General features: G+C 61.2%; 24 protein-coding genes and 1 pseudogene. 7 read left to right on the plus strand and 18 right to left on the minus strand.

Annotated features, from left to right (window positions below; translation table 11 throughout):
* Positions 1–165 precede the first annotated feature (165 nt).
* Both PQU94_RS14465 and PQU94_RS14470 read left to right on the plus strand, forming a co-directional pair.
* A complete protein-coding gene (locus tag PQU94_RS14465) occupies positions 166–1,542 on the plus strand; it encodes an NAD(P)/FAD-dependent oxidoreductase (protein ID WP_272742146.1) in 1,377 nt (458 codons plus the stop codon).
* On the plus strand, positions 1,539–2,381 hold the full coding sequence (locus PQU94_RS14470) for a DUF1365 domain-containing protein (RefSeq protein ID WP_272742147.1): 843 nt from the start codon (positions 1,539–1,541) through the stop codon (positions 2,379–2,381). Before PQU94_RS14465 ends, PQU94_RS14470 begins: the two co-directional genes overlap by 4 nt.
* Before the next feature lie 230 nt (positions 2,382–2,611).
* Here the strand turns inward: PQU94_RS14470 and PQU94_RS14475 are convergent, their stop codons facing one another.
* Complete coding sequence (locus tag PQU94_RS14475; RefSeq protein WP_272742148.1) at positions 2,612–5,485, minus strand: glycoside hydrolase family 31 protein; 2,874 nt, start codon at positions 5,483–5,485, stop codon at positions 2,612–2,614.
* A gap of 133 nt (positions 5,486–5,618) precedes the next feature.
* Positions 5,619–7,280, minus strand: a complete 1,662-nt coding sequence (locus tag PQU94_RS14480; RefSeq protein WP_272742149.1) for a GH35 family beta-galactosidase — start codon at positions 7,278–7,280, stop codon at positions 5,619–5,621.
* Between the two features lie 505 nt (positions 7,281–7,785).
* On the opposite strand from PQU94_RS14480, the gene PQU94_RS14485 reads away from it, so the two are divergent.
* Positions 7,786–8,493, plus strand: a complete 708-nt coding sequence (locus PQU94_RS14485; RefSeq protein WP_272742150.1) for a FadR/GntR family transcriptional regulator — start codon at positions 7,786–7,788, stop codon at positions 8,491–8,493.
* A 49-nt stretch (positions 8,494–8,542) separates the two neighbouring features.
* Positions 8,543–9,073 carry a DUF6968 family protein gene (locus PQU94_RS14490; protein WP_438263745.1) on the plus strand — a complete coding sequence of 177 codons (531 nt, stop codon included), beginning with the start codon at positions 8,543–8,545 and terminating at the stop codon, positions 9,071–9,073.
* On the opposite strand, the gene cckA is transcribed toward PQU94_RS14490, so the two are convergent.
* The 9 genes from cckA to flgB all read right to left on the minus strand — a co-directional run bounded on the left by cckA (position 9,051) and on the right by flgB (position 15,662).
* Positions 9,051–11,237, minus strand: a complete 2,187-nt coding sequence (gene cckA / locus PQU94_RS14495) for a cell cycle histidine kinase CckA (protein ID WP_272742152.1) — start codon at positions 11,235–11,237, stop codon at positions 9,051–9,053. The two genes, PQU94_RS14490 and cckA, sit on opposite strands and share 23 nt — an antisense overlap.
* Before the next feature lie 166 nt (positions 11,238–11,403).
* Positions 11,404–12,471 (minus strand): flagellar biosynthesis protein FlhB, encoded by a 1,068-nt coding sequence (gene flhB / locus PQU94_RS14500; RefSeq protein WP_272742153.1) that lies wholly within the window; start codon positions 12,469–12,471, stop codon positions 11,404–11,406.
* A complete protein-coding gene (fliR, locus tag PQU94_RS14505; RefSeq protein WP_272742154.1) occupies positions 12,472–13,278 on the minus strand; it encodes a flagellar biosynthetic protein FliR in 807 nt (268 codons plus the stop codon).
* 42 nt (positions 13,279–13,320) lie between these two features.
* Complete coding sequence (gene fliQ / locus PQU94_RS14510) at positions 13,321–13,584, minus strand: flagellar biosynthesis protein FliQ (RefSeq protein WP_107870319.1); 264 nt, start codon at positions 13,582–13,584, stop codon at positions 13,321–13,323.
* 105 nt (positions 13,585–13,689) lie between these two features.
* Positions 13,690–14,076, minus strand: a complete 387-nt coding sequence (locus tag PQU94_RS14515) for a helix-turn-helix domain-containing protein (protein WP_272742155.1) — start codon at positions 14,074–14,076, stop codon at positions 13,690–13,692.
* A gap of 11 nt (positions 14,077–14,087) precedes the next feature.
* A complete protein-coding gene (locus PQU94_RS14520; protein ID WP_272742156.1) occupies positions 14,088–14,285 on the minus strand; it encodes a type II toxin-antitoxin system RelE family toxin in 198 nt (65 codons plus the stop codon).
* Between the two features lie 204 nt (positions 14,286–14,489).
* Positions 14,490–14,798: a flagellar hook-basal body complex protein FliE gene (fliE, locus tag PQU94_RS14525; RefSeq protein ID WP_272742157.1), complete on the minus strand. Its 309-nt coding sequence runs from the start codon at positions 14,796–14,798 to the stop codon at positions 14,490–14,492.
* A gap of 11 nt (positions 14,799–14,809) precedes the next feature.
* Positions 14,810–15,232 carry a flagellar basal body rod protein FlgC gene (gene flgC, locus PQU94_RS14530; protein ID WP_272742158.1) on the minus strand — a complete coding sequence of 141 codons (423 nt, stop codon included), beginning with the start codon at positions 15,230–15,232 and terminating at the stop codon, positions 14,810–14,812.
* Between the two features lie 16 nt (positions 15,233–15,248).
* Positions 15,249–15,662: a flagellar basal body rod protein FlgB gene (gene flgB, locus PQU94_RS14535; RefSeq protein WP_272742159.1), complete on the minus strand. Its 414-nt coding sequence runs from the start codon at positions 15,660–15,662 to the stop codon at positions 15,249–15,251.
* 136 nt (positions 15,663–15,798) lie between these two features.
* Here flgB and PQU94_RS14540 point away from each other — a divergent pair, with 136 nt between their 5' ends.
* Entirely contained in the window at positions 15,799–16,119 is a 321-nt protein-coding gene (locus tag PQU94_RS14540; RefSeq protein ID WP_272742160.1) for a flagellar biosynthetic protein FliO, read from the plus strand.
* Positions 16,119–16,925, plus strand: a complete 807-nt coding sequence (gene fliP / locus PQU94_RS14545) for a flagellar type III secretion system pore protein FliP (RefSeq protein WP_343684682.1) — start codon at positions 16,119–16,121, stop codon at positions 16,923–16,925. Before PQU94_RS14540 ends, fliP begins: the two co-directional genes overlap by 1 nt.
* A 26-nt stretch (positions 16,926–16,951) precedes the next feature.
* Here fliP and PQU94_RS14550 read toward each other — a convergent pair whose 3' ends face one another.
* The 5 genes from PQU94_RS14550 to PQU94_RS14570 form a co-directional block, all read right to left on the minus strand.
* Positions 16,952–17,236: a type II toxin-antitoxin system RelE/ParE family toxin gene (locus tag PQU94_RS14550; RefSeq protein WP_272742161.1), complete on the minus strand. Its 285-nt coding sequence runs from the start codon at positions 17,234–17,236 to the stop codon at positions 16,952–16,954.
* A complete protein-coding gene (locus PQU94_RS14555; protein WP_272742162.1) occupies positions 17,236–17,496 on the minus strand; it encodes a type II toxin-antitoxin system ParD family antitoxin in 261 nt (86 codons plus the stop codon). Before PQU94_RS14555 ends, PQU94_RS14550 begins: the two co-directional genes overlap by 1 nt.
* 51 nt (positions 17,497–17,547) lie before the next feature.
* Positions 17,548–18,531, minus strand: coding sequence for a nucleoside hydrolase (locus tag PQU94_RS14560; RefSeq protein WP_272742163.1), 984 nt, complete (start codon positions 18,529–18,531; stop codon positions 17,548–17,550).
* Positions 18,532–18,581: 50 nt separating this feature from the next.
* Positions 18,582–19,499, minus strand: a complete 918-nt coding sequence (locus tag PQU94_RS14565; protein WP_272742164.1) for a hypothetical protein — start codon at positions 19,497–19,499, stop codon at positions 18,582–18,584.
* Between the two features lie 209 nt (positions 19,500–19,708).
* Positions 19,709–20,590, minus strand: coding sequence for an SPFH domain-containing protein (locus PQU94_RS14570; protein WP_272742165.1), 882 nt, complete (start codon positions 20,588–20,590; stop codon positions 19,709–19,711).
* Between the two features lie 454 nt (positions 20,591–21,044).
* Here PQU94_RS14570 and PQU94_RS14575 point away from each other — a divergent pair, with 454 nt between their 5' ends.
* Positions 21,045–21,683, plus strand: a complete 639-nt coding sequence (locus tag PQU94_RS14575; RefSeq protein ID WP_272742166.1) for a DsbA family protein — start codon at positions 21,045–21,047, stop codon at positions 21,681–21,683.
* Here the strand turns inward: PQU94_RS14575 and ybiA are convergent.
* Together ybiA and PQU94_RS14590 are read right to left on the minus strand one after the other, a co-directional pair.
* Positions 21,684–21,980, minus strand: a pseudogene (ybiA, locus tag PQU94_RS14580) (riboflavin biosynthesis intermediates N-glycosidase); the annotation flags it as partial. It abuts the gene before it with no gap.
* Between the two features lie 131 nt (positions 21,981–22,111).
* Positions 22,112–25,132 carry a tetratricopeptide repeat protein gene (locus PQU94_RS14590; RefSeq protein ID WP_272742168.1) on the minus strand — a complete coding sequence of 1,007 codons (3,021 nt, stop codon included), beginning with the start codon at positions 25,130–25,132 and terminating at the stop codon, positions 22,112–22,114.
* Between the last annotated feature and the right edge of the window lie 105 nt (positions 25,133–25,237).

Genomic DNA, 25,237 nt, shown 5'->3' on the forward strand with positions numbered 1-25,237 from the left:
CCGGGGGTCATTTGAAAATGACTTTTTAAGCGGCGCTTCGCCCGGATGCCACCCGCATCTTCAGCCGTCGTCATTAAAGAGCATACCATTTCCGGAAAATCGGATAGGCTGATCCAGCGCCCGTCGCCTAGCGTAAGCGTTTCTATAGTGTTACAGGAGATGCTGATGTACGACGCAAGCCGCCCGGTAGAATCCCGCGACCGCCCTCGCATCGCCATTGTGGGCACCGGGATTTCCGGATTGTCGGCGGCGTGGCATCTGGATACCTATGCCGACATCACGGTGTTTGAAAAAGAAGATCGGCCCGGCGGCCATAGTCACAGCGTCAATATCGGCAGCACCGAAAGCCCGCTGTGGGTCGATATGGGCTTTATCGTCTTTAATATCCCTTGCTACCCCAATCTGACGGCCCTGCTCGATCATATCGGCGCACCGCATCAGTCCTCTGACATGTCGTTCGGCGTCTCCATCGACAAGGGGCGGCTGGAATACGCTTCAGTGTCTCTGGCCGGGCTTCTGGCGCAATGGGGCAATGTAGTGCGCCCGCGCTTCCTGCGCCTGATGTGGGATCTGGTACGCTTCTACAAGACCGCCCCGCTCGATCACAAGGCGCGTCAGGACGAGCGCCTGACCCTGGGCGAGTATCTGATCAGCCGGCGCTATTCACGGCCCTTTATCGAGGATCATCTGGTGCCGCAGGCCGCTGCCATCTGGTCCACCTCCGCCGCCGAGGTGATGGACTATCCGTTCCGCGCCTTCATGACCTTCTTTGAAAACCACGGCCTGCTGAAGCTCAATCTGGCCGAACGCATCCAGTGGCGCACCGTCACCGGCGGCTCGCAGGCCTATGTCGAGCGTCTGACCGCCCCGTTCAGACACCGCATCCGCACCCACTGTGGCATTGTGACGGCCGAACGCCACGCCGAGGGCGTCACCCTGACCGATACGCGCGGCGAGGCTCATCACTTCGATGAGGTGGTGTTCGCCACGCACGCGCACGACACCTTGCGTATATTGGGCGACAATGCCACACCGCAGGAAGCGAAGGTGCTGTCGGCCTTCCGCTACACCGACAACGAAGTGGTGATGCACACGGACGCCAGCCTGATGCCGCGACGCCGTCACGCCTGGGCGAGCTGGAACTATATTGGCCGCAAGGACGAGATGACGGCGGGGCGTATGCTGTGCGTCACCTACTGGATGAACCTGCTGCAAAACCTGCCGGGTCGGGACGTGTTCGTGACGCTCAACCCCGTCACGCCGATTGCCGAAGACAAGGTGATCAAGCGCATGATGTTCGACCATCCCCTGTTCGATCAGGCCGCCATCGCCGCCCAGACGCAGTTGGGAGCCTTACAGGGCGTCAACCGCACTTGGTTCTGCGGGGCCTATTTCGGCGCGGGCTTCCACGAGGACGGCCTGCAATCGGGGCTGGCCGTCGCCGAGGCCATCAGCGGCGTTTCGCGTCCGTGGGCCTTCGACTGGGGCCGCTCGCGCATCTTCTGGCAACCGGCCCGCACCCTGCTGGAGGCGGCGGAATGATGCGCCCGGCCCTCTATGCTGGCCCCGTCATGCACCACCGCTTTGCGCCCAAGGTGCACCATCTGGAATATTCAGTGTTTCAGATCCTGTTCGATCTCGACCACCTCGACCAAAGCCTGAAACCCTTAAAGACGCTCGGCTTCAACCGTCTCAATCTGCTGGGTTTTTATGAGCGTGATCACGGCCCGGTCAGGGGCGACACGGCTACACCGCTGCGCGAGCGGATCATCGCCTTCCTGACGCCACAGGGTCTTTACGAGGCGGGCGACCGGCTGTTCCTGCTGGCCATGCCGCGCGTTCTGGGCTTCGTATTCAACCCGATCAGCCTCTATTTCGTCGAAAAGGCCGATGGCGACCTGCGCGCCGTGGTCTATCAGGTCAACAACACCTTCGGCGACCGCCATTGCTACGTCCTGCCGGTGCAGGACAAGGGCCGCCTGCATCAGGCGGCGGGCAAGCGGCTGCACGTCTCGCCGTTTATGGATATGGACATGGCCTACAGCTTCGACCTGACCCCGCCGGAGGCGCGCTTTGGTCTGCGCATCCTGCTGGAGCAGGTGCGCCCCGAAGGCCGCGCAAAGATGCTGGTCGCCAGCTTCAATGCCCAACGCGAGGCGCTGAACGACCGCGTGCTGATGAAATACTTCCTCACCATGCCGCTGATGACCTTAAAGGTCGTGTGGGGCATCCATTGGGAAGCGCTGAAAATCTGGCTCAAGGGCGTCAAATACCGCCCCGGCCCCAAACATGCCCCGGACGTGTTCAGCGTGGGTCAGCCGCTCCCCTCTTCCTACGCCCCCGGTGTGCCGGGAGAGGTGGCACCGCGTGAAGCGCGATGACGGAGGGGGCGTCGCGAGTGTTTCAACATATCCTCTGATCGTTGAAGCTAGCGCGAAATGACTTTGAGTGGAATCGTCATTTCGCTCTAAATTTTTGTTTTGTCGCGGTGTTTTTGCGGAAAACCGCTCACACTTTTCCGCACATCGCTCTGAAGAAGCCCCCACCACCCTCTACGCTTCGCTTGATGGTCCCCTCCCCGGCAAGCCGGGGAGGTATAAGACATGCGTGATTACGGCCGCTTCACCTTCACCGCATTGCCCGAATAGGCGACGCTGATGGCCGGGGCGTCGAAGTCGGTCGTCTTGTCGCCCGCCTTCAGGAAGCGCACCTTGAAGGTCCGCGCCGCCACCATCTTGTCGTACTGGCCCGTGCGCGCCCCGATGGTCAGTTCGCCGGTCTTGTCATTATAGCTGAACGGGATGCGGGTGAACTTGCCCTTCTCATAGCCATTCGACACACCATCGTCCTCATAGAGGCTGTAGCGGCCATCGGCACCCGTATAGACATTGATCGTCAGCGGCGCGTCCGGCTTTTCATCGACATACTGTATGACCGGACCCATCGGCAGGATCGCCCCGGCCCTGACGAACAGCGGCAACTGATCGAGCGGAGCCGCGACGGTCTGCGTCTGACCGCCCTTCACCGTCTCGCCCGTATAGGCATTGTACCAGTTGGTGCCCGCCGGGAAATACACGCTGCGTGACGTGGCCTGATACTTGGTGACCGGCGCGACCAGTATCGACTTGCCGAACATATAGGCGTCCTTGACGTCCTTGCCCCTGGCATCCGTCGGGAAGTCCAGCGCGAAGCCGCGCATGATCGGAGCCGACTCGTAATGGGCGTCTGCTGCCGCCGAATAGATGTACGGCATCAGGCGGTACCGCAGCTCAAGGAACCACACCATATTGGCGCGCATGGGCGAACCCGGGGGCGAGATTTCGTGGATTTCGCGCTTCACGCCTTCGCCGTGCGAGCGGAAGAGCGGCGAGAAGGCCCCGAACTGCCACCAGCGCTGGTTCAGCTCACGCCATTCCTTCAGGTCCTCCGCCGTGCCCGTGCCACCGGCGGCGCGGTTTTCCTGAAGTCCGCCGACATCCTTGCCCTGAAAGCGCGTTTCCTGCGCATAGCCACCGATGTCATGCGTCCAGTTTGGTACGCCGGAGAAGCCGGTTTGCACGCCCGCCGAAATCTGATCGTACAGATTGTCCCAGGTGCCGACCACATCGCCCGACCACACGGCAGCGGCGTTACGCTGCACGCCGGCAAAGCCCGAACGGGTCAGTATGAACTGACGCTTGTCCGGCTGATCGGCTTTCAGGCCGTCATACATGGCCTGAGAATTCATGGTCGCATAGGCGTTGTGGACCAGCGCACCTGGCCCCATCTGGGTCGGGGTGATCAGCTCGGCAAACTCCTCCGGGCTGGTGTTGGAGCGCACGTCCGGCTCGGTATTGTCCATCCACCAGGCGTCGAAGCCGTATTTGACCAGACCTTCCTTCATCTGGCGGTAATAGATGTCGCGCGCTTCCTTGTTATAGGGCGAATAGTGGCTGTTGAGGTAACCCGGCCCCACCCAGTCCTTAAAGCCCAGCTCGACATTGCGGCGCCACATATAGCCCTTGGCGTCCAGCTCCTTGTAGTTGGCGGTATTGGGATAGAACTTGCCCCAGATCGAAATCATGATGTGGGCGTTCTGTTTGTGCACCTCATCAACCAGCTTTTGCGGATCGGGGAAGCGAACCGGGTCGAAGGTGTGGCTGCCCCACTGGTCTTCGGGCCAGTAGAACCAGTCCTGCACGATATTGTCGATCGGCCACCTGTTGTCACGATAGGTTTTGAGCACCCCCAGAAGCTGATCCTGCGTCTCATAGCGCTGGCGCGACTGCCAGAAGCCATAGGCCCATTTCGGCATCATCGGTGGCTTGCCTGTGACGGTGTGATAGCCGGAAATGACGCCCTCAAGGCTGTCGGCGGAGATGAAGTAATAGGTCAGGCCCGTGCCCGCCTCTGAGGTGAAGCGCAGCGAGTGTGTGTCCGCCGCCGGTTCCGGGTTGGAATGGTGCAGCGAGATCAGGCCGCCCGACGGCAGCCACTCGACCTGAAGCTTCACCGGCTTGTTTTTGGCGAAGGTCTGCTCGAAATTGTTGTACCAGGCGTTCCAGCCCATACGCCAGATGCCGTGATCGAAGATCGTCTTGCCATCGACCTTCATCGTCACATAATCCGAGGCAAACAGGCGCATCTTGTGCACGCCCGGCGTGTCCGAGGCGGCCGAGCCTTCCCAGACGACCTTAACTTTTTTGCCCGTCGTCGCGGCCTTGCTCAGCGCCGGATCGGTCGGCCAGTACTTATCGACATCGCTCAGGAACTGATAGCGGATGTCGGGCTCAACGCGCGTCAGGATCAGTTTGTCATCAACGTAATATTTGGCGGTCAGGCCCTTGGAACCATCGAGCGCCGTCAGTTTCAGATCGCGGCTGGCCAGACCGAAGCGCACCGGATTGCCAAAGCGCGTGACCGAATTGTTGTCCCACAGCACGCCGTAATTCTTGTCCGACAGCACGAAGGGGATGCCGATATCCATATTGTGCTGGCGCAGCTCGATGTCTTCGCCATTGAGGTTCATCTGGGCGTTCTGGTGCTGCCCCAGACCGTAAAAGGCCTCGGTCGTGCCGGGGTTGAACTGGGCGCTGGTCGCCACATAGGGCTTACCCTCGACCGTCACCGGGGTGATGGCGCTCCTGACCTCTTTCAGGACCGGCTGGCCCTTGGCGTTGAAGAAGGTCAGGCGGCCGGTGCTGAGATTGACCTGCGCTGAGGCGGCAGCGGCTTTAACGGTCACGGTGCCCTTGCCATCGGACACGGTGAACTTGCCTTCCGGCTTGGCCACGGCCATCAGCGACGGCAGTTGTTCGCGCGCCGGGTCATCGACGCCGACCACCTGAATGATCGAGTCGCTGATGACATTGAGGCGGATTTCCTTCGCCGTGCCGGTATCCGGCTTGACCACAATGCCGGTATCGGTGCGGCTGTAGGTCCCGGCCAGCGCCGTGGAGGCCATCAGGGCGACGGCCAGCGTCGAGGCGTAGATATAGGGTTTCATCTGTCTTCTCCCGAATATCTCTTCTCCTTTGAGGGAGAAGGTGGCGCGTCAGCGCCGGATGAGGGGGCATTCAGGACGGCCTGAGCGTCCCCTCACCCCAACCCTCTCCCCGCAGGGGAGAGGGGGTTGAACATTAATACGTCGCCAGTTTGACCTTGAGCACGGCCGGCTGGCCGGTCAGGTTCAGGCCGTAGTCGGTCTGGTCGCCATTCCACACGAAATCGACGACCCACTGGCCGTTTTCAAAGTGCCCCTGCTCGACCGAACGGAAGATCAGGTTCTTGCCCTTGGTTTTGGGGCCAAGCCCGAAATTCAGCCGGGCGTGGACGCCGGTGACCAGAAATTCGTCTTCGGAAAGCTGCGCCACGACCACGCCGCCATTGGGCTTTTCGCGGCCCGGCACCGGATCGACCTTGCCCATCCACGTCCATTCGGTCAGGCCGAACTGCCACTCCCCATAGAGCACGTCGAGTTTCCACTTGCCGCCCAGGTCGATCGTTTGCGGCTTGCGGTCATCGGCCTCCGACACACCCCAGACGGGGTTTTCATAGGCGATTTTGGCCCAGTCGCGCATCATCGGCGCAAACAGGGCGTATTTTTCCCGAAACGGCTTCAGGCCCTCCGGCGACATGTCCTTGCCGCCCAGCGGGTAGTTGGTATAGCCCGTATAGTCGATACCGAACGGCGAGAAACCGATGCCGCCGCGGCCGAAGACGCTGAAAATATAGCGGGCAAATTCGGTATCAGAGCCCGTTTCCGGCACAAACAGCGGATTCTCGAACTTCGAATAGAGGCTCAGCACAGCCTCGTAATTGGCCGAGTCGCGCTTATAGATATCGGGGGCGATGATATCGATGGCCGGGGCTGCCGCCTGATAGATGTCGATGACATTGTGGGTCGGCCCACCTGACGAATAGGTCTCCGGCCCCACCTCGATCAACGGCTCACGCAGCGCCGCATTGACGTACATGGGCAGGTCATAGACGGCGCGACCGGCGGCCGCGATCTCATTGATATAGCTGGCGATATGCCAGGCGTGGAAATATTCGTCGGCGTGTTTGCCGAACACCACGCTCCACGTGCCGCCCTTGCTGATCCCCTTCTTTTTGAGCAGCGCCTGAGGCACCGGCCCGTTGAAGACCTTTTCCGCCTTGGGCGAATAGTCGCGCACACTGCCATAGGTGCCGGACTCGTTCTGCGGCTGGATCATGATGACCGTGTGCTGGTCGCCGTCGATCTTTTTCAGGTGCGTCATCAGGGCGACAAAGGCCTTCTTGTCGGCCTCCAGCGTCGTGCGCTCCATCGGCGACAGGCAATAGGACATCGTACCGTCTTTTTTGGTGATACGCGGGAAGCGCTTGTTGTCGAGCTTCACCCAGTCCGGCGTATAGTTGGGCGAGGTGTTTTTCCACGTCCCGAACCACAACAGCACCAGACGCACATGGTTCTGACGCGCCTGTTTCACCAGCTCATCGACATAAGCGAAGTCGAACTGGCCTTCCTTGGGCTCGATCTGCTCCCAGGCCACCGGAATTTCCAGCGTATTGGCCTGAATATCCTTGATCGCCGGCCACACCTTGGGCAGTTGCGCCACGTAGTTGGACGAATTATTGGCCTGCGCCCCCAGAATAAGGTACGGCGCGCCATCGACCATCAGCGCCGCCTTGCCGTTCTTTTTGACCACCTGCGGCAATGGCTTGTTTTGCGCCCATGCCTCAACGGCGGGCACAAGAGACAAGGCCGCGCTGACCACAGCGACGGACATCCACAGACGGCGCGATACTCTTATACCCATGCACGGCTCCCCTGACTGGCCGATGCGACGCAGCGGCTTTTTGACGGACACCTGAGGTCCGCGTCTGAACTTCGCTTGAGGGATAAACAGCCGCCCGCCTTTTTTTAGACGGTGCGTCTGCACCGCACTGTTCCCTCGCCTTGTACGCCGCTGAGCAAAGCGGCATTTTTTTTATTATACAATTGTCTTAATCATCATCGGATTAGGGCGCAAGGGCAAAAAATGATAACGCTATCATTTTCAACCGTTTTCACATGTGCGCGCGTGTCCGGCCCCCTCTGTCGCGTCTTATGCCAACGGCCGAAGATGCTGACCGCATCCGGTCGTTGAAGACACGAGACTGTCTCATATGTCTCAGTGACATGAGACAGTCTCGAAAGGCATACCCAGAGTCATTTTCAATGACCCTTGGTCTTATTTGTCATTAATGCTGGACAAGCGGCGGAAACATCGGTGATTACTCATCTTATAACAAGACTCAGATATGCCTACAGGCCCCTTATTCATGCGTACGCAACACGGCGTCAGCCTCACCTACGGACTTCTGGAAACGCTCGGTCAATCCATCGTGGCCGGTCATTATGACAGCACCGGCTTTCCGACGGAGGCCGAACTGTGCCTGCGCTTCGCCGCCAGCCGCACCGTCGCGCGCGAAGCGGTGAAGATGCTGACCGCCAAGGGCCTGCTGAGCGCCCGGCCGCGTCAGGGGACCAAGGTCGAACCCGTCAGCCGCTGGAACCTGCTCGATCCGGACGTCACGCGCTGGCTGATGGAACGCCCCTTCTCCAACACCATCTACCGCGAATTCACCGAGGTGCGGCTGGCTATCGAGCCCGTGGCCGCGTCTCTGGCCGCCCAGCACGCCGACCGCAAGGACATCAAGGCCATCCGCGACGGCCTGAACGGAATGCGCGAGCACGCGGCCGAACACGATCAGGCGCTTGCCGCCGATATCGAATTCCACGTTGCCATCCTGCGCGCGTCAGGCAACCCCTTCTTCTGGCAGTTGCGCGAACTGATCAATACGGCCCTGCGCCTGTCGATCGGCGTCACCAACAAGATTTCCGGCCACACCGCCTCCATCCCGGCCCACGAAGCCGTGCTGATCGCCATTGAAAAAGGCGATGCCGACGGGGCCCTGCACGCCATGCGCGCCATCCTGCTGGAATCGCTGGAACTGATCAAGACCTACGATCCGGCGGTCGGAGAGTAAGCACGGTCCGGGGGGTGGGACGATCGACCATCGCAAAGAAGACGCCATCCTGCATCGCCAGTTTGAACTGGACGAGGACGGGAGTGTTGATCTCTATGTCTGGCGGCCCTTTGCGGAGACGGACGCCAGATGGGCCTGTACCTTCCTCATCGAAGGCTTAGGCGCAAAAAAGCCGAAGAACGCCTACGGCGTTGACGCCGCTCAGGCTTTGTGTCTTTGCCTGATAATGGCCTCTACCGATCTTTATACTTCCGAGGCCTATAAGAAGGGCCGTCTGGCTTGGTTGGGCAGCCGCGATCTCGGCTTACCCATGATCGAAGGTCTGGACCCCGCAACCGGTGATCTCGGAAAGGCACAGCTTCTGACGACGGCTGGACAATCTGCCGTATTGGCTATCCCCGGCTGCCCCCTGCCCTATATCGCCTTCCCCGGCGACAGGCTGGCGCGTCTGACCGCGCAGCTACGCGACATCAGCCTGGCGTACCGGGCGGCGGGGCTGGCCCACATTGTTGAGGGTCTTGAGAGCGTACTGGCGTGGTATAAGGCGAACGCCAAACTCACGCCGCCAGTTGCGCCTTGACCCGTTCGGCCAGCGTCTTGATATCAAGCGGCTTGGGCAGGAAGGACACGCCCACCTCGTCTTCCAGAAGGTCCGAGAATTCGGCCTCGGCATAGCCCGAAATGAACATCACCGGCACATTGCCGAGGAAGGGCCGCGCTTTTTTGAGCATGGACGGCCCGTCCAGCCCCGGCATGATGACGTCGGAAATCAGCAGGTCGAACTTGTCGCCGCTCTGGATGATGTCGAGCGCCTCTTCACCGTCCGACGCCTCGGTCACCTCATAGCCGCGCTGACGCAGCAGGCGGGCGGCGATGCCGCGCACGATTTCTTCATCCTCGACAAACAGGATGCGCCCGGCACCCGACATGTCCTTCGGCGTCACCTTGGGCGGAGACGCCGCCGCCGCTTCGACCTTCGGGGCGTCAGGCTTTGCCACGTGCACCTTGATCGGCAGGAAGATTTTGAAAGTCGCCCCATGCCCCTCGTCGGGAGCGACCACCGAGGTAATGGCGATATGACCATCGGCCTGATTGACGATGCCATAGACGGTCGCCAGCCCCAGCCCCGTCCCCTCGCCCAGCGGCTTGGTGGTGAAAAACGGCTCGAAGACCTTGGTCATGATCTCCGGCGGGATGCCGGGGCCATTGTCCGACACCTCGATCAGGGCCGCGCCCTGCGCCGGAGCGTCGGCCCAGCCTTGCGCCACAGCCTCGGCCTGAGTCAGCGCCGCCGAACGGATTTTGACGCGCCCGCCGCCAGACGAATGCACCGCATCGCGCGCATTGACGACGAGGTTCATGACCGCCATTTCCATCTGGCCCTTGTCGGCATGGATGTCGGGCAGATCGCGGCCATATTCGGTTTCGAGCTTCACGTCTTCGCGCATCAGACGGCGCAGCAGCACCTCCGACTCGGAGATCAGTTCGCCGAGATTGAGCGTGACGCGCTTGACCGTCTGCTTGCGCGAAAAGGCCAGCAGCTTGCGCACCAGGTCCTCGGCGCGCGTCGAAATCTGACGGATTTCGTTCAGCCCGCCATAGGAGGGGTCCCCCAGCGGATGGTTGTGCAGCAGGTCTTCAACCCGCAGCTTGAGCCCGGTCAGCAGATTATTGAGATCGTGCGCCACACCGCCGGCGAACTGCCCGATGGCCTGCATCTTCTGTACCTGCGCCAGAGACTGCTCAAGCTGCTTCTGCTCGCTGATATCGAACAGATAGAGCATAAAGCCCCCCGCCGTGTGCGCCAGACGCACCTGTAAGGGAAGGTCCTTATTGGACAGCAACTTGACCTCAAAGGCGGTCTTTTTCGCATCGAGCTTGGCCTGCGCCTCTTCGCGCGAGGCGGCGTCGATCAGGTCGCCCCACACCTTGCCCGTCAGCTCGGCGACAGAAACCCCCATAAGGCGGGCAAACACCGGGTTGATACGGGTGATTTTCGCCGTCAGCAGGGCGTCGCCCTCCAGCAGGGCCTGACCAAAGGGCGCGTCGGAGCCGTCAAAGGCCGGAGTGACCGGGGACACTGCCGGTGCGACGACCTCGGTTTCAACAACGGGTTCCATGCCCTCCGTCGCGGGCAGTTCGTGATTGAGCAGCAATCCGGTGCCCAGAACGCCCGGCGACGCGGCACGGACCAGCACCTGCTCATCGCCCAGCCGCGCCAGCAGCATCTCAAAATCGAAGCTCCCCAGCCGCACAAGGGCACGGCTGCTGCCCTGCGCACGCGCCTCACGCATGGCGACAAACAGGGCGGCGCTGCCCTCACCGCCCGGCAGGCGTTTTTCATTCCCCCCGGCATCGCGCCAGGCGGGGTTGGTGGCGTTCAGGCGACCATCGAAGCTGGCAATGGCCGCGGGCTCGGCCAGAGCCTCGACAAGGGCGGTGACCCCCGGTCCGCGCGTTTCGGTCTCTTCGTCGTTGCTGAACGCGAACAGGGCCACCGACACCACCGCCCCCATCACGATGACGAGAATGGTCAGGACGACGCCGACCGGCAATTCTCCCGCAATGAACCAGAAGGCCGCACAGGCGCAGATCACGATGATCGCCACCACCGTCAGGGCCGCCGGCGACGCAAAATCGCGCAGCCGCTCCAGCAGATTTTTCGGAGCCGCCGCAGCGGTGGGTTTCTGCACAGGTGATTGGGTAGGTGTCTGTGTAGATGTCTGGGCGGGAGACGAAGACAAGGTGGAAACCTTTCACCAAAACGAATCGCCAGAGTTTAACCTAATTTGCGAATCCTGCCCGGATTTAGCTTAGAGCATTCGTCGGCTCAGATGAGCCGCCTCATGGCCCTATGTTTTTGACGCGCTTTTTTATCCGAAAAGGGCGTCACAGTTTTCGGCAAGCGCTCTAAAATCCCCGTCGCTTGCGCACCATGACGAAGGAGATGATCTTGGCCACGGCCTGAAAATGCGCTTCGGGGATGATCTCATCGACGTCGATCGCCGCATAGAGGGCGCGCGCCAGCGGCGGGTCTTCGACAATGGCGATCTCGTGCTCCCCCGCCACTTCCCGGATTTTCAAGGCCAGCGTGTCCACCCCCTTGGCCACGCACATCGGTGCCGGCGTTTCCTCATCATAGCGCAGCGCCACGGCGTAGTGGGTCGGGTTGGTGATCACCACCGTCGCCTTGGGCACATTGGCCATCATGCGTTTGCGCGATTTTTCCATGCGGATCTGTTTCAGGCGGCCCTTGACGTGCGGGTCGCCTTCGGTCTGCTTGTATTCGTCCTTCAATTCCGTCTTCGACATCTTCATGCGCTGCGCAAAGCGGAATTTCTGGATGAAATAGTCGGCCCCGCCTTCCAGCAACATGAACAGACACACCGCCACCGCCAGAGAGAAGAAGACCTCCTTGGCATAGGGCAGCACCATCAGCGGCGACGCCCCGGCAAGGCCCGCCACATCGACCGCGCGCCCTTTCAGGATCATCCAGGTAATGACGCCGACGGCGATCAGCTTGATCACCGTCTTGGCAAACTGGATCAGCGCATCGACGCCAAACAGACGCTTAAACCCGGCCATGGGGTTGAGTTTGGAGAAGTCGGGTTTCAGCTTTTCGGTGGTGAACATCAGCCCGGTCTGGGCCAGACTGCCTATGGCCCCGGCAGCACCGGCCACCAGCAGGATCAGGGCGATAATGGGCAGGACCTGCCCCATCAGATGGTGGGCAATGCTGAGCCCGCCATCGCCCATCAGCGAGTCGCGCAACAGATGCGGCGCGGCAATGAAGACCCTTAAGGTCTCGCTCAGCGACAGGGCGATCTTGTCACCATAGAGCATGACCAGCGCGCAGGCCGCGATCAGCGACAGGGCCTGAGGGATGTCGCTGGATTTGGCGACATCGCCCTTTTTTCGCGCCTCTTCGAGTTTTCGGGCCGAGGCTTCTTCTGTCTTGTCTTCGCCTTCTTCGGCCATCTACGCCCCCCTGACGAAGAGGCGCAGGAATTCCTCATAGTGCTGAAGGAAGACCAGACCGGTGCCGCCCAGACTGAGGGCGAAGATGGCCAGCCCCAGCAGAACGCTGACCGGGGTGACCGCGAAGAAGATGGGAAAAGCCGGCATGATGCGGCCGATAAAGCCGGCCGCGATATTGATAATCAGGCCGAACACCAGAATGGGCGTCGTCATCTGGATGGCCAGCATGAAGGTATCGCCCACCGTGCGGATCATCAGTTGCGTCGCATCGCCGACCATGACCGGGCGCATCGGCGGAAACACCCAGTAGGAGTCGCGCATCCCGGCGATGAACAGGTGGTGCAGATTGGTGGCATAGATCAGCACCAGGCCCAGCATGGCGAGAAAAGTGCCGATCGAGGTCGAGGGCTGGGCCTGCGCGGGGTTGGCGGTCTGGGCAAAGGACAGGGTGGTTTGCAGCGACACCACCTCCCCTGCAATGGCCAGTGCCCCCAGAAAGGTGCGCATCAGCATCCCCAGCATCAGGCCGATCACCGCCTCATGGATGATCAGCCCGGCCATGGCCCCGAGTTTCGGCGGCAGGGCAGGCATTTGCGACTGCACCACCGGCAACAGCATCAGGGTGAAGACAAAGGCAAACGACAGGCGCATACGCGGCGGCACCGCCTGATCACCCAGCCCCGGAATGAGTATGGCCACCGAACCTACGCGCACAAAGATCAGCATGGCGGTAAACACCACCTGCGACGTACCGAAGAAGGAGGTCACTTCGGTCGGGAAATCCGGAGCGGGCGTAACGGGGATCATAACCGCCACCTATGACGCGATTCTTGCCGCTCAGACAGCGCGTCAGATGCCCGCGATCTTGGTGGCGATTTCTTTCATAAAGCCCGACAGAAGCGCCCCCATCAGCGGCAGGACCAGCAGAAGGGTCACGAAGACGGCGATAATCTTGGGGGCGTAGATCAGGGTCTGTTCCTGAATCTGGGTCAGGGCCTGAAACAGGCCGATCACCACACCGACGATGAGGCCGACGATCAGAACCGGTGCACACAACTGAATAGTCAGCCAGATGGCGTCGCGCCCGACGCTGAGAACTTCTGTACCGGTCATGAAAAATCGCCCTACACTTAAACCACGGACCCCACCGATCCGCTGGGCAGATTTTGCCGGGAGTGCGGTAAATTTGTCGTTAACGGCATGGTATTTTCGGGGTCATTACCCGGCAACGACATCCAGCGGGCAACCCAGAGCCCTGGCCAGGGCCTTAAGCGTATCGACGCTGCCGCGGCGTTTACCCGCCTCTATGGCGGATATCTCCGGCGCGGCCACGCCGCTCATGTCTGATAAAGATTTTTGCGTCAGGCCCCGGTGCTCACGCACTACCCGAACGGGCGATTCACCGGCACGTATGCGCGCCCATTCACCCTTGGTCATGGCGATATATTCACCGCGCGCCTTGGTGGCATTCACCTCGTTCATGACGCGGATACCCGCCAGTTCGTCCTCGGCATCTTCCACGATCTCAAGCAAGGCTTCGAATTCATCACGAGGGATAATCACATATTCCTTGCCATCAAGGATAAGAGAGGTGTGCGTCGCCATGTCTTTGCCCTTTATCGCAAATAGATTTCACGCCGGTTGCCAACCTCTTCGACCGACACCACATGCAAATCTTCGGTGAAGATAACCCGGAAATGGCCCACACGCAGGCGCAAAGCCGCAGACCCTTTGAGGGCCTTTACATCGCCATGACCCGTTATCGCATAGACTTCGAGCCTGTCTTCGATGCGCGCCTTATCATCGGCTGCCATTCGATCGAGCGCTTTCTCCGCAGCCATAGCGTAGCTTATCGTCTTCATGGAAATAGCATTCCGTTACGACCACTGCAAGGAAAATAGCAAATTGCTATTTAAACATAGGGTCTTGAGGGCTCAAGTGGAAATCGGTGGCTTTGAGACCAACAGCCGGGGCAAACCACGCCCGCGCCGGCCAAAGCCGCCAAAAGCCGCTAAGCCTCAGATCGGCATTCTCAGGATTTCCTGATAGGCGCTGATGACCTGATCACGGATAGCGATCACGCTTTCCAGAGAGGCCTCCGCCGAAGCCACAGCGGTCACGGCGTCGATCAACTCGGCCTTGCCCTGCGAATGCGCGATCATCTGCGACTCGGCATTCTGGGTGGACTTCATGGTCTGTTCCATGGCCCCGTTGAGGACCTTGGAAAAAGCCGCCCCCACGTCGTGCGTGCGCGAGCCCTCTTCGTGCAGGCCGGAGACCTGCTTCTGAACGGCCCCGTAGGCCTTGGCGACGAGCATGGGGTTCATTTATCGAGCCTCTAACGCTTCAGAATATCGAGGGTCTTCTGCTCCATAGAGCGAGTCGTCTCGATGACATTGAGATTCGCCTCATAGGCCCGCTGCGCGTCGCGCATGTCCATGCTTTGGACAAGGCTTTCGACGTTCGGCCGTTTGACATAGCCGCGCGCATCGGCGGCCGGGTGGCTGGGGTCGTACTCTTCCGGAAAGGGTTTGGAATCCGGGCGAACCGAGGCCAGCTTCACCCCCATGGCCCCGTCGATTTTGGTCGCTTCGAACACCGGAATCTGACCGCGGTACGGGTCACCGCCGGGGGTCTTGGCCAGCGAGTCGGCATTGGCGATGTTTTCCGCGATAATCCGCATCCGCGCCTGCTGCGCCCTGAGCGCGCTGGCGGCGACCGAAAGGGTGGGATGGGTGTCGGTGGTTTTGTTGATCGGCATGATGCGCCCTTAGCCTTTATCTACCCGGTGCCTTGCCCGCCATGCGGATCAGGCCCAGAGACTTCTGGTAAAAGCCCAGAGCCGCTTCATACTGCATGCGGCTCTCGGCCATTTTGAGCATCTGTTCTTCGAGCACGACCGAATTGCCGTCCATGGTGGTTTCGGAGTCCGGTGAAACCACCGCCTTGGGGGCGAAACTCCCGCCGCCTTCGACATTCATATGCCCGGCATTGGTCAGGCTGAGGCCCAGCCCCGTCTGCTCCTGCTGCCCCTTGAGGACCGCCGCGAAGTCGAGCGATTTGAGGTCGCGCGGTTTGAAGCCGGGCGTCGAGGCGTTGGCCACGTTCTGCGCCACCAGCTTCTGGCGCTGACCCAGCCAGGTCATCTTTTGCTTCAGGGCCCCAAGGAGACCGATATTTTCCGTGCTCATGCGCGATGCCTTACCTGTCCGCTGCGACTCAGCCTATGCAGAGCGGCAGGCAAAATATGCCCCCTTGTTGGTTAATGGGACTTTAAGACCTTGCGACACATATCGGGGGACGGTCGCGGATGGAGGGATTGGCCCGATGGATGTCTTTTTAAGTCTGTTGCGGGCGGCCTTCGCGCTGGCCATCGTTCTGGGGCTGGTACTGGGTCTCGCCTATGGCTTACGTCGCTACGCCCCGCAACTGCTGGCGCGCTTTCAGGGGGAGCGCGGAGAGCGCCGCCTGAGCGTGGTCGAAACCCTTGTGCTGGACCCGGCGCGCCGTCTGGTGCTGGTGCGCGTCGATGACGAGGAACGCCTGCTGCTGCTGGGCGAAGGTCAGGAGCTGATCGAGCCGCGGCAACTGCCGGCACCCAAGCCCAAACCGGCCCCCGCCCCCACCGTCAGCCGTTCGGTGTCGTAATGGCTATGCCCGACCTCTTTCGCCAGTTCGGCAAGCCGATGCGCAAGCGTGACTACGCTCTGACCCTGCTGGGTGGCATTGTCGGTTTCGCCCTGATGATCTTCCCCGGCGACGTGCTGGCGCAATCGGTCAATCTCGACCTGGGGCAAGGCGGCACGCTTACGGCGCGCGTTGTGCAGATGCTGGGGCTTTTGACCGTCCTGTCGCTGGCACCGTCCATCGTCATCATGACCACCTCGTTCATCCGCATCGTGGTGGTGCTGTCCCTCCTCAGAACGGCGCTAGGCCTGCAACAGAGCCCGCCCAATGCGGTTCTGATCTCGCTGGCCATGTTCCTGTCGGCGGTGGTGATGGCCCCGACCTATCAGGCGGCCTATGACGCCGGTATCCGCCCCCTGATGGATCAGGAGATGGAAATGCCGCAGGCCTTCGATGCGGCCTCCGAACCGGTCAAGACCTTTATGCTGTCTCAGGTCAATGCTGGCGATCTCAACCTGTTTATCCGCCTGTCCAAAGTCGAAAAGCCCAAGGACAATATGGACCTGCCGATCACGGTCATCACCCCGGCCTTTATGATCTCGGAACTGAAGACGGCGTTTCTGATCGGCTTTCTGCTGTTCATCCCGTTTCTGGTGATCGACCTCGTGGTCGCCTCGGTACTGATGAGTATGGGGATGATGATGCTGCCGCCGGTGGTGGTGTCGCTGCCGTTCAAGCTGATCTTCTTCGTGCTGGTTGATGGCTGGCGGCTGGTGTGCGGCTCGCTGGTCGAAAGTTTCACCAAGGCTGGTGGCGCGGGGGGATAGGCGACGGTCTTATCGGCCGGCGCCTGTCAGATATCGTCTTCACCGACTTGCCGCGCGCCGTGCAGGATGCGCAGGATACGCACATGATCCATATTGATGCGGTAATAGATATTATAACGGGCATGGGTGACGCGACGCACGCCTGACTCTTCGTCGAGGAGCAGGCCTGCCGACGGCATATCGCCCAACTTGCGGCAACGGACCTCAATCTCATCTGTAAAGCTCACCGCGCGGCGTGGGTTATCTGCGGCTATGTAACCCGCAATATCCATCAGGTCACTCAGAGCGCGGGGCGAGAGAATGACCTTCATCAGCCCGCTTTTCGGCTAACGGCATCGATATGTGTGCGCACCTGAGCGAAGGCTGCGTCCAAGTCAACACCTTCACCCTCCATCCCTTTGGCAATCTCGGCGCGCAGGGCTTCGCGTTGACGCTGTTTCTCCAGCTCGCGGTCTTCCAGCAGGCGCAGGCCTTCGCGGATCACCTCGCTGACATTGTTGTAGCGGCCGGTGGCGATCTGCGCCTTGATAAAGGCTTCGAAATGCGGACTGAGAGCAACCGAGGTCGGCATAGCAGGTTCCTATCTGTTACTAACTGATAGTAACATCGCTCGCCGCTGCTCTCAAGCGCCACGCGTCAGGCCCCCGACCAGTTGCCGTTTGAAGCCGGGCAGGTCCTTCCACTGCGTCGCCACGCGTACCGGGCGACCCTTGCCGGGGTCGATCAGGGTCATCCCCTCATCCGTCACGCGGAGCGGCAGGGTCTCCATCGCCAGTTTCGACTCATCAAAGGCCATTTCAACCGCCACAGCGTCGAATTGCACCGAGCTTTGCTGCGTCAGGTCGAAGTCCTTGGCCATCCACGGCGCATTGGGCAGCCAGACCTTGCTGTTTTCGATACAGGCCACGGCGAAGGGATCACGGCTATGCCACAGCTTTTGCCAGTCCGCCCCGTCCAGCGTCACCAGACCGCAGGTATCGAGCGGCGTGATCGAACAGCCGAGCCAGTCGGCTTCGAAGATGGTGCGCAGCGCCGCCGGATCGACCTTGACATTATATTCGGCATCGGCCGGCGCAACGCCCTTATAGCCGATACGAACCGAGCCAAACATGCCGATAAAGCGCGCTTTCCGGGCCAGTTGCGGCTCGCGGCGCAAGGCTTCGGCCAGTTCGGTGGCCGGGCCAACACTGATAATGGTCACCGGATCGGGTGAGGCCATCACCGTGTCGATCATGGCCAGAGCGGCGTCCTTGCGTACCACACCACGATAGGAAGCGAGCGTGTAATCCCCCAGCCATTCGGCCTGTGCGCCCGTCTCCTCGCCCTTCGGACGGCCCATGGCGATGGCCACGTCGCTGCGCCCGGCCAGGGTGAGCAGTTTGGCCGTCAGGCGGGCCTTGTACTGCGGGCTGCCCGCATCGGTCGCCACCAGTTTGAGCGCCAGTTCCGGCCGCCGCAGAAGGTATAAGAGCGCGAAGGTGTCATCGACATCGCCGCCGATGTCGGTATGGAAAATAACCGGCACAGGCTTGGGCGTCCTGGCGGCCACAGGCCCTGCCACCGACAGGGCCAGAGACGATAAGAGCAGGGTGCGACGGTCGAACATGAAAGGCTCCTTTGCTCAGAGCCTATCGTCCGACCGCCGTCACATCAAGGTCAGAACACGTCAACCGACTGCGTACCCTTGTCACTTAGGGCACGGTAGGCTGCTGCCGAGGCGCCATAGATCAGCGCGTAGAAGCCGCCCATCAGCAGACCGCTTACGAGGGTCTGTACCAGATACATCGGAGTCAGAAGGGCACTGAGCGAACTGAAGTCGGGGCGGCTCATCTGGGTGATGGCCTGCGTCCAGCCCCCGCTCGTCCCGATCATCAGGGCGAAGATCAGGCAATAGACGATAATCGCAATGACGATCATCACCAGCCCCAGCAGCAGATAGCCGCCCAGCAGCTTCCAGCCCTGCCCCTTGGTCAGTTTGAAGCTGCCGAAAATATTGATCTTCTTCTCCGCAAAAGACTGTACCGCCGCCAGCGACCAGCGGCTGATGATGTACAGAAAGGCACCAATGCCCCCAACGACCAGCAGAAAGATCAGTATACCGGCCACAATCTCGCTGAACTGGCCCACGATGGAAACAATCCCGATCAGTATGGCCAGCGCAATGCCGAACACGATATAGAAGAGAAAGAAGGCCAGCGCCCACAAGATCCCGACCGCTATCTGACGTAACTCATCGCCCCCCAGTTTTAAAGAGGCAAAACCGCCCTCACCCGGCTGCAACTGGCTGCGGAACACCGCGCACTGGATGATGGCCGCGACGACCAGACCCAGCACAATGAGAATCAGGTAGGCCGGAGCCAGATTGCCCATATAGCCGAACACCTGCATAGGGTCGGCATCAGGCGTGGTCCGATAGTTTTGGAGCGCCGTCAGGGCCGGACCTGCCATCACGACCAGAACCAGCGACGACACCACACTGACCGCCAGATAGACCAGCCCCCAGACCAGCACCGCCAGCGGGTTCTTCTTGATGATTTCGATGCCCGCAAAGGCAAAATCAATGGAAAGTTTCATAATACCCCCTCCCTTTCAGAGGTTTCAAACCTAGCGCAAATGGAGAGGGACGCAAGGCCCCTCTCCGGATCATCAGGGTTTCCGACGGAAACATAATGATCTGGATTATCTTTTGACCCTCGCCGACAGCGGCACCGCCACCCTGGCCACCGCCTCACTGGCGGCTTGAGCGGAATGATCCCAAAGAGACCCTTCCGCTTTGAGTACAGTTAATCCGCCTTTTTCAGGTCGATGAACGGCGTGGCCGAACCCGTCACCTGAGGCAGTTTGCCGTCCCACTTTTCGATGGCGCGAAGCTGCACCACGCCGGGGCTGGCGGCGATCGACTGGGCAATCAGGCGGTTGGCCTCGGCCTGACCGCGGGCCTCTTCGATCCTGGCATCGGCCTGCGCCTTGGCCACAGCGACCTGCGCCTGAGCGGCGGCCGCGTCGGCGTCGGCCTTGGTCTTGGCCTGAATCGAATCAAGGATCACCTGCGGGTAGCGAATGGTGCCGATCCAGTCGAGCTGACTGATATTGACGCCCTGCGGCTCCCACTTGCGGTTGACGCGGGCCAGCGCCTTCTGGATCACCTGCTGACGACCGCCGCGATAGAGGAACTCGACACTGACCAGCTCGGTTTCCGCCGCAATGGCCGAACGCACATCGTTGCGGATCGGGCCTTCGAACATCTGATCGAAGGTCAGGCGATAACGCTTGTAAAGCTCTGGCGCTTTGCCCGCGTCGATGCGCATGACAAGCTGCACGTCCGCCGTCATGGGCAGGGCGTTGTTGTCCGAGAAGTTGATCTCCTCGTTTTCCGGGCCGCGCTCATCCTTTTCGCGCGTATAGGTATAGGTGCGCTGAATGGCCGGGAATTCGATGATACGCTCCCCGATCAGGTTGAGGTGCCAGCCCGACGGCAGGGCGGCCTTGTCCACCCCGGCATTGGGGCCCAGCGTGCGGATCTTCACGCCGACATTGCCGGGCTGGATCGTCTGACCGCACGAGGCGAGACCGATGAGCGTCAAAAGCGCCACGGCACCCAGAGGCGCATAGACCTTCCAGCGGGCCGGAAGTTTAGGCACGGAGTTCAGATTATTCAGATTCATAAGCGTTTGCGGTCCGCCGGTAGCCGGCGCGATCCGTCCTTTCCAGGATTGAGAGCGGGTTTAAAGACAAAAGGATACGCGCCCTGAAAAAGGGGTGGCATCGTCTGGGTTTCGGGGCTTGATCGCAAGTAAAGCAAATATGGGCTGGGCCGAGATTTCGACTAGCAGACGGAGGCGTAAGATAAATCAAATCCAGCCTGTCCATCTTCATTCAGGGGCCGCGCATCTGTTCAGAGCGGCTATGCTTTTTGTTTGGCGATCCTTGACCTTTGCGTTGGTTACACTCCGTTACACCGGAGAATGTGGATATATTACAGGGTCACAGCTTTGCCACAAAGCGAATCCGGACAACGATAACGCGGATGTGATCAGGGGAGACGCATGACACACTTTCGCCGCCATTTTCATCATGGATAAAGGGCAAAACACACCCGTTGCACCTTTGGGGGCCCTCATGACCAAAACCTTTTCCGCTCTGCGCCTGACGGTGGCGGCACTCCTGATGCTGGGCCTGGCCGCCTGTGGTCAGTCCGGGTCAAAGGGGGCCATCAAGGTCGATGAACTGAGCGAAGGCAAGGCCGACGCGCCGGTAACCGTGGTCGAATACGCCTCTGTGGCCTGCCCCATCTGCGCGCAGGTCAATGAAAAGATGATGCCCGCTTTCAAAAGCAAATATGTCGAAACGGGCAAGGTGCGCTATGTCTATCGCCCCATGATGACCGGCAATGCGGCGGTCGCGGCTGCCGGGCACATGCTGGCCAACTGCGTGTCGCGCGACAAGGCCCTGACAGTGATCGACGCGATCATGCGCGCTCAGCCGGAAATGGATCAGGGCGGCGCGCCGGAACAGTACGCCAATGCCCGCCCGGTCCTGCTGCGTATCGCACAATCGGCGGGCCTGAGCGAGGCCGACTTTAACCGCTGCGTCACCGATCCGGCGGGACTGAATGCCCTCAATGAGTTGAACCAGCAGGCGCTGAAAGACGGCGTCACCGGCACGCCGACCTTCCTGATCAATGGCAAGACGGTTCAGCTTAACCGCTATGAGATCGACGAGCTTTCGGCGCAAATCGACCCGCTGCTGAAGAAATAGCTACCTTAACTCTGCCCTGACTTGCATCAGCAATTGACCCAGACGGTTCTGACCGCTGCCGTCTCCGCCGATACCCCAGTAGAAATCATGGGGCGACGCCTCCGCCAGTTCCTCATCTCCCGTGGACAGGAGCAGGGCCTTGAGCTTGTAATGCGTCGAAAACTTTTGCCTCAGTGCGGCCAGCATGACCATGTCACGCCGTTCATCCCAGTCCGGCCACAATCGAAAAGCCCGAGACTGCCCCATTGATTTGGCCATCTTAGGCGTCGAGGCCTTGGCTATGCGCGCACGATAGTCTGGATCGACAAACTTCTAAGCCTGGAAATAGTGCTCCACTGTCGGCCACCACACACCCTCCATCTGGAAGCCGTGCGGCGAGAAGTTGGAAAATTCGGCGTAGGCATCCGTCTGCCCATAAAACCAGATCGTCATGCCGTCTTGGGGGCCGGGGCCGCAGGCGCGGGTGGCGCATTCTGCGTGCGGAACTTCTGCTTCATGGCCGCGACCCAGGCGGTGAAGCTATCGGTCTGGGCGGCCGCGGTGGCAAAGTCCGAGGCGCGCAGCGGCCCGTTATCCAGACCGGCCAGAGCCACGCGCACCGCATCGCCATTCTGGGCCGTATCGGCGTATTTGCCAAAGCGCTGCGACAGGCGGTCCAGCGATTTCTGGTCACTGGCCAGACTGTAGGCCACCCCGGCGCGGATCAGATTGGCCTCTTCGCCGATGGCCAGCGCGCCGTCCTTCTTCCAGCGGTCGCCCAGACGCCGCTCCAGCAGCGCCCCGGCCTTCGCCCAGTCCTTTTGCCGCCACAGTATGTCGGCGCGCACATCCAGCGCTTCGGGCGACATGTCGGTGCCCAGCACCTCCAGTGCGTGATCGGGGCGGTTCAATTCGTTCAGCGCCCGCGCCTCCAGCACGCGACGCTCGGTCAGGACGGGCTTGGGCAAGAGGGTGTTGCGCGTTTTCCAGATGGCCTGAAGCGCCTTTTCGGGCTGACGGTTCATCAGGTGAATGGCCGCCAGATCGGCCGCCATCTGCGCCTTGGCAACGCCCTGAAGGCGATTGTCGATCTGATATTGCAGCAGGTCGGCGGCCTGAGACAGAAGATCGACCTCGACCAGACGGCGGACCATGCGCCGCACCATGGCATCGCCGTCGGCCCCGACCGGCGTCAGGTCCCTGAAATCAAAATAAAGGCCAAGGGCTTCGATGGGTTGCAGGCCATCGGCCATACCGTCCAGAAACAGACTGCGGAAGGCGGTGGTAAGTTTCTGATTGATATCAACCGCATCGGGCCGGTTGAAGAAGGAACTCCCCGCCCCGCGTAGCACCTCAAGGGCCTCGCGATAGCGGCCCTGGGTGAGGTAGATGTCGGCCATGGTGCGGATGGTTTCAAGCTCCGTCTCGTCGCCACGCCAGCGGAAGCGCAAGGAACTGAGCAGTTGCAGCGTCGCATCGGGCTTGGCTTCGCCCAGTTCCAGCTTCAGACGCGCCGCGCGCAGTTGCGCCGGTGTGTTGATGCGGTCTGAGGTCGCCTTGGAGATGGCGGCATAGACGCGATAGGCGCGCGCCTTGTCGCCCTGCGCCTCGATGATTTCGGCCTGCACAAGCTGCGCCTCCAGCCGGTCGAGCGGTGGCACGTCCTGCGAGGCCGCAAAAACGATCAGGTCCCAGGCCGTCGTGGTATCTTTCAGCGCCAGAGCGGCGCGGGCATTGGCCGTGGCAAAGCGCGTGCGCCATTCGGGCGCAAAACCCTCCATAGCCGATACGCCCTCGGCAAAGGCCTTGCGCGCCTCTTCGTATTGACGACCGCGTTCGGCGATATAGCCGCGCCACAGATTGGCCGCCGGATCGTTTTGCAGGGCCGAGGAGTCCAGATCGACCTGGGCATCGGACAAACGTCCGGCCATCACCTTGGCCACCACCTTGAGACCGCGCACCTGCGGATCGCCAAGGCTGCGCGGGTTGTTTTTGGTCAGAAGATCAAGCACGCCCTGCGCCTCGAAATTCATCCCCTGCCCGATCAGAAAACGCGCCAGATCAAGGCGTGCGGCATAGGGCCCTTCGGCCCCGGCCCCCTGCTCCTCGGCGGCGGCCTCCTGAAGGCGGTTATAGGTCTTGAGGAAACCGTCCGCCGGCATCTGGCTCCACGACGGGTCAGGCAGGGTCGGGAACAGGGCGGGCTTAAAACCCGCGCGGTCGGGTTTCTGCACCCCTTCGCCGTTGGACGACAACAGCAGACCGCCGGGGCGCGTGACCGCCACGCGATCGCCTTCGACCGTGACCAGAATGTCGGGCGTCATGCGCTCGACCATCACGCCTTGCGCCGTGGCCCCGATGGAGGCCTGAAGCGTTGTGCGATCGTCGCGCACAGCCTTGGCCGGACCGGGCGCGGGAATAACGGCGATGCGGTCGCCGACCATGGGGTCACGAATCCACGCCACGCGCTTGGCCCCGGCCAGATTGAGGGTCAGGGTGGGTGAGCCGGTGGTGTCGTCGCGCTTGACCGCGACCTCACTGGCTTCGGCGGTCAGCGGACGCCCGCCGACCCGCACGCGCCAGGTCGCCCCTTCTGTATCGACCGACAGGCCCGCCGCCGACGGGGCCACCAGCCGCAGGGCGGTGAAGCCGTCATTCTTGACCCAGTTGGCCTCGGTGACGACGCTGCCGTCTTTCAGGCCCGCCGGCAGACGGAAATCGACCTCGCGGTCAAACACCATCCACACGGCTTCACCGCGGCGAAAGACGGCCGCTCCGGTGACTTCGGGGAAGGGAAAATCGAGTTGCACCCCATCCTGAACGCGCACCTGTTTGAGCGCGACAACGGGCACGGCGACCCTGACCTTGGTTTCGGTGGCCGGGGTCGGCGGCAATTCGCCGTCCTTGCGGTCTTCGGCAGCCACGGTTTTCAGAACCTGTGCCGCTTCGCCGTGATCGTCCTTGCTGTCGATCTGCACGAAGACCGCCCCGTCGGACCGGCCGAAACGCGCCTTGGCCCCATCGTCGAGGGTCAGGACGATTTCGCTGGCCCGGGCGTCGCGGCGCATCTCCACGAGCTTGATGCCCGTCGGCGGATTGACGCGCAAATCGCCAATATCAGGCGTCTTTTGTCCCGGCAGGCGGATGATCACCTGCCCCTTGTCGCTGCGCACCGAGGCGCGCGACCCGACGGAGCCATAGAGTTCGACGCGGCTGACGCCCCCATTGCGCCCGACGCGCAGGTCGATTTCACTTTTGGAAGCGAGAGCGGCGGCCACCTGATCGGCCAGAGGTGCCGATACGGCCAGACCGGCGGCCCCCAGCCCGGTCAGGGCGACCGCCGCGGCGGCAAAGCGGATGTTGCGCACCGTGAATCCCGCAGACGCGGCCCCGCGCGACGGGTAACGCATCAGCGTTTCCGCGTTCAGCGCGGCTTTCAGCCGTGACAGGTCGTGAGGTGGGCGCGTCATGACGCTCGAATCCTTGCCCTGATTGGGCTTAAGGCACGGTTAACGACAGGGTAACGAAGATTGATTTTTGGAGTCAATGATCCGTCAGTTTGTCGGGTAACCGAT

Origin of the sequence: Asticcacaulis currens (genome assembly GCF_028550395.1) — a bacterium.
GTDB lineage: Bacteria > Pseudomonadota > Alphaproteobacteria > Caulobacterales > Caulobacteraceae > Asticcacaulis > Asticcacaulis currens.